Origin of the sequence: Actinokineospora sp., from assembly GCF_050699995.1 — a bacterium.
GTDB lineage: Bacteria > Actinomycetota > Actinomycetes > Mycobacteriales > Pseudonocardiaceae > Actinokineospora.
In genome coordinates, this window is the sequence record NZ_JBOHGC010000402.1 from 1 (window position 1) to 4,358 (window position 4,358).

The following is a 4,358-nucleotide window of genomic DNA, read 5'->3' on the forward strand; positions in this document are numbered from 1 at the left end:
CACGTCGGGCATTTCCAGGGGGAGACGGCGGACCAGCGTCATGGCCAGACCAACGGGACTCCGGTGAGCGCCAAGCGGGTCAACGGCACCAAGGTCAACGGCACCGCGGTCCCCGAGGTCGCCTACACGGAGCCGATCAGACGCGCCGCCGAAACCCCGTCTTCGGGCGCCCACTCGGTGAGCCCCGAGTTCTGGTTCGGCACGCCGCTGCCCGAGGAAACCCTCCCGCCGCTGCCGGAGGAGCCGCCGGTCCCCAGTGTGTCCACCCGGGTGACCGAGCAGATCTCCCGCCGCCTCGACGCACCGCCGCCGGACACCGGCGCGCACGTCACCGAGCGCATCTCGCGTCGCCCCATCGACGGGCCGACCGAGCTCATCCCCAAGGTCGAGCCGCACGGCCCCGCGCCGACGCTCCCGCCCAAGCCGGTCGTCTCGCCCAAGGCCGCTCCCGTCGCCAAGCCGGTCGCGAAGCCGTCGGTGCCCGCCGAGCCCGCGTCGAAGCAGTCGGGCAAGTCCGAGGTCGACGCCCAGGAGACCGACGAGGAACGCAGGCGCAGGCAGGGCAAGCACCGCAGGCCGCCGCGCAAGCAGCCGCTTTGGCGTGAGCTGCTCGTCCTCGCCGGGGTGGCGCTGGTCCTCACCTTCGCGATCCAGCACTTCATCGGTCGGGTGTATTCCATCCCGTCCGGCTCGATGGAGCAGACCCTGCACGGCTGCCCCGGGTGCACCGGCGACCGCGTGTTCGTCGACAAGATCGTCTACGACTTCCGCGACCCCAGCCCGGGCGACGTCGTCGTCTTCCAGGGTCCGAACACCTGGACCGAGAACGACATCCGCGACAAGCGGTCGGACAACCCGCTGGTCCGCGGGCTGCAGTACATGGGTTCGCTGATCGGTGTCGCTCCGCCCGACGAGCGCGACTTCGTCAAGCGGGTCATCGCCGTCGGCGGTCAGACCGTCGAGTGCTGCGACGAGCAGAACCGTGTGCTGGTCGACGGCAAGCCACTCGACGAGCCCTACATCTACTGGGAGCACGGCTCGCCCAGCGAGCGCAATCAGTTCGCCCGCGTTACGGTGCCCGAGGGCACCCTGTGGGTCATGGGTGACAACCGCGACAACTCCTCCGACTCCCGGTTCCAGGGTGGCGGCGGCATCCGCGGCGTCGTCCCGCTCGGCAAGGTCATCGGCAAGGCCCGCTACATCGTGCTTCCGCCGTCGCGCTGGCGCGGTGTGGGCGACCACAACCCGCAAGGGGACGCCGACCTGGCCGCGGCCGCGTGGCAGCAGGGGATCCCGGCCGGTCTCGGCGTGGCCGCCGCGTGGCCGGTGCTGTGGATCGGCCGCCGCGCGAAGATCGCTCTCACATCACGGAAGGCTGATTAGTGTCGGACGCACACGGTGCCGTGCCAGGGGATGGACGCGGCGCCGAGAATCTCGCTGTCGACGATCCGGGCACCCAGGAGCCGGACATGCCCGAGTCGGACCAGCCGGAACCGGATCAGCCCGAGTCGGGCAAGGCGGGTAAGCCGAAGCGGAAGCACTCGTTCTTCGTCGAGGTGCTGATCCTCGCCGCGGTGGCCTTGGTCCTCACCTTCCTCATTCAGACTTTCGTGGCACGGGTGTTCGTCATCCCGTCCGAGTCGATGGAACGCACCCTGCACGGGTGCGCGGGGTGCACGGGCGACCGTGTGCTGGTCGACAAGGTCGTCTACTACTTCAACGACCCGAAGCCGGGCGACGTGGTGGTCTTCCAGCGTCCGTCGACGTGGGACCAGCACGGTGGCGCCGGTCGGTCGAGCAACCCGGTCGTCGCGTGGATCGAGGACATCGGCACGCAGTTCGGCATGGTCGAGCCCAGCGACGAGGACGTCGTCAAGCGGGTCATCGCCGTGGCGGGGCAGACCATCGAGTGCTGCGACGACCAGAACCGCGTCATGGTCGACGGCAAGTCCCTCAACGAGCCATACCGCTTCATGCCCGGCCCGGACGCCCAGCAGGACGTGTTCGCGAAGATCACCGTTCCGCAGGGCATGGTGTTCGTGATGGGCGACAACCGCAACAACTCACGCGACTCGCGCTCGCAGGGCGGCGGCGGCGTCAACGGGTTCGTCCCGGTCGACAACATCATCGGCAAGGCCCGCGCGATCATCCTCCCGCCGTCACGGTGGCAGGGCATCGGCGACCACAACCCGCAGGCGCTGTCCGCTCCGGCGTGGCAGACCGGGATCCCGGCGGGGCTGGGCATCGCGGCGGCATGGCCGACGCTGTGGCTCGGACGCAGGGTGCGGGGCATGCTGACCGCCGGTGGTCGCTCGGCTCCCCGGTAGGCTTGATCGGTGTCCGACCAACCCCTCGACGAGGATGAGCCGAAACCGCGCAAGAAGAAGAAAAGGCGGCCCTTCTGGCAGGAGTTGCCGATCCTCATCGCGGTCGCGCTGGTTCTGACGTTTCTGATCCAGACGTTCCTCGCGCGGGTCTTCGTGATCCCGTCGGCGTCGATGGAGCAGACACTGCACGGCTGCCCGGGGTGCTACGGCGACCGGGTCCTGGTCGACAAGCTCGTCTACACCTTCGGTGAGCCGGAGGTCGGCGAGGTCGTCGTGTTCAAGCGGCCCACCACCTGGAACCGCCCGGAGTTCACCTCGTCGCGGTCCGACAATGTGCTGGTGAGCTGGGTGGAGAGCATCGGCGGGCTGTTCGGGCTCGCCGCGCCCGACGAGGACGACGTCGTCAAGCGGATCGCCGCGGTCGGCGGCCAGACGATCGAGTGCTGCGACGAGCAGAACCGGGTACTCGTCGACGGCAAGCCGCTCGACGAGCCGTACATCTTCTGGGACACCACCATGGGCGATCCCAAGCAGACGCAGTTCGGTCCGATCACGGTTCCGCAGGGCATGCTGTTCGTGATGGGCGACAACCGCAACAACTCGGGTGACTCGCGCAGCCAGGGCGGTGGCGGCGGGAACGGAATGGTGCCGGTGGACAACGTGATCGGCAAGGTGCGGGCGATCATCCTGCCGCCGTCGCGGTGGCAGGGCGTCGGCGACCACAACTCGCAGACGTTGTCCGTACCCGCGTGGCAGACCGGGATTCCAGCCGGACTCGGAATCGCGGCGGCGTGGCCGACACTGTGGCTTGGCAGGCGTGTGCGCACCCTGGTGAGGCCCCGATGACCACTTTCCTGCGCCCACCACGCGCCGTGGTCCGCCGCGACGCGGGCAACTGGAGCCTGCAGGCCGCACTGCACCGCCGAGGCCTCGGCCCGGTCGCGGGCGTCGACGAGGCAGGCCGCGGCGCGTGCGCGGGTCCGCTGGTCATCGCCTCCTGCGTGCTGCGCCCCGGCGACGCGGACCGACTCGACGGCCTGACCGACTCCAAGCTGATGACGGCGGCCGCGCGCGACCGAATGTTCGACCTGGTCAAGAAGCGCGCCGTCGACTACGCGGTCGTCGTCGTGCCGACCGCGGAGGTCGACCGGATGGGCGTCCACGTCGCCAACATCGAAGGCATGCGGCGCGCGGTCGCCCGGCTCGGCACCCACCCCGGGTACGTGCTGGTCGACGGTTTCCGCGTGCCGGGCCTGACGGCCCCGAGCGTCCCGGTGCTCAAGGGCGACCAGGCCGCGGCGTGCGTCGCGGCGGCGTCGGTCTTGGCGAAAGTCACCAGGGACCGCATCATGGAGGACCTGCACGACCAGTTGCCGCAGTACCGATTCGATGTTCACAAGGGCTACTGCACCGGCATCCACACCGCCGCGTTGGAGGTGCACGGGCCAAGCCACGAGCACCGCTGGTCCTTCGCCAACGTGGCCGCGGCGGGGCTGACCCACGGCCTGCGGGCGCCACACCGGGTGGCGCTGAGTGTGGCCGCGGCCGCCGTGGTTCAGAATGGTGGACCACCGCAGTGAGCGGGACATCACGACCAGGAGGGGCGCGCGGCACATGAGCGCGGAGGATCTCGAGAAGTACGAGACCGAGATGGAGCTGTCGCTCTACCGGGAGTACCGCGACATCGTCGGACAGTTCGCCTACGTGGTGGAAACCGAGCGACGTTTCTACCTGGCCAACGGCGTCGACGTGCAGGTGCGCGACGCCGACGGCGAGGTCTATTTCGAAGTACGCATGTCCGACGCCTGGGTGTGGGACATGTACCGGCCGGCGAGGTTCGTGAAGAACGTCCGGGTCATCACCTTCAAGGACGTCAACGTCGAGGAACTCGACAAGCCGGACCTGCGACTCCCCGAAGACGGCCCGTTCGGCACCTAGCGCCTGTCTCGAAGTGCGGGCACACGCCAGTCGCGCCGGATGCGGCCCCTGGCGGCACGGCCGGATACGCCCGAATACACCCGGTATGAGTGG

At 69.3% G+C, this 4,358-nt stretch carries 5 protein-coding genes; all 5 read left to right on the top strand.

Annotated elements, in window-relative coordinates; translation table 11 throughout:
* Positions 1-477 precede the first annotated feature (477 nt).
* Positions 478-1,383, top strand: a complete 906-nt coding sequence (lepB, locus tag ACRDSQ_RS20020; protein WP_431423161.1) for a signal peptidase I — start codon at positions 478-480, stop codon at positions 1,381-1,383.
* 86 nt (positions 1,384-1,469) lie between these two features.
* Positions 1,470-2,327, top strand: a complete 858-nt coding sequence (gene lepB, locus ACRDSQ_RS20025) for a signal peptidase I (protein WP_431423158.1) — start codon at positions 1,470-1,472, stop codon at positions 2,325-2,327.
* 9 nt (positions 2,328-2,336) lie between these two features.
* Complete coding sequence (gene lepB / locus ACRDSQ_RS20030; RefSeq protein WP_431423159.1) at positions 2,337-3,173, top strand: signal peptidase I; 837 nt, start codon at positions 2,337-2,339, stop codon at positions 3,171-3,173.
* Positions 3,170-3,907, top strand: a complete 738-nt coding sequence (locus tag ACRDSQ_RS20035) for a ribonuclease HII (protein ID WP_431423160.1) — start codon at positions 3,170-3,172, stop codon at positions 3,905-3,907. The genes lepB (ACRDSQ_RS20030) and ACRDSQ_RS20035 overlap by 4 nt, the downstream gene beginning before the upstream one ends.
* 34 nt (positions 3,908-3,941) lie before the next feature.
* Positions 3,942-4,265 (top strand): DUF2469 domain-containing protein, encoded by a 324-nt coding sequence (locus tag ACRDSQ_RS20040; RefSeq protein WP_091371416.1) that lies wholly within the window; start codon positions 3,942-3,944, stop codon positions 4,263-4,265.
* The last annotated feature ends 93 nt before the right edge of the window (positions 4,266-4,358 follow it).

What these genes read in the sequence shown, in the direction of transcription:
- lepB (WP_431423158.1), top strand. Translation starts at nt 1,470, where the DNA reads ATGCCCGAGTCGGACCAGCCGGAACCGGATCAGCCCGAGTCGGGCAAG.
- ACRDSQ_RS20040 (WP_091371416.1), top strand. Translation starts at nt 3,942, where the DNA reads ATGAGCGCGGAGGATCTCGAGAAGTACGAGACCGAGATGGAGCTGTCG.
- ACRDSQ_RS20035 (WP_431423160.1), top strand. Translation starts at nt 3,170, where the DNA reads ATGACCACTTTCCTGCGCCCACCACGCGCCGTGGTCCGCCGCGACGCG.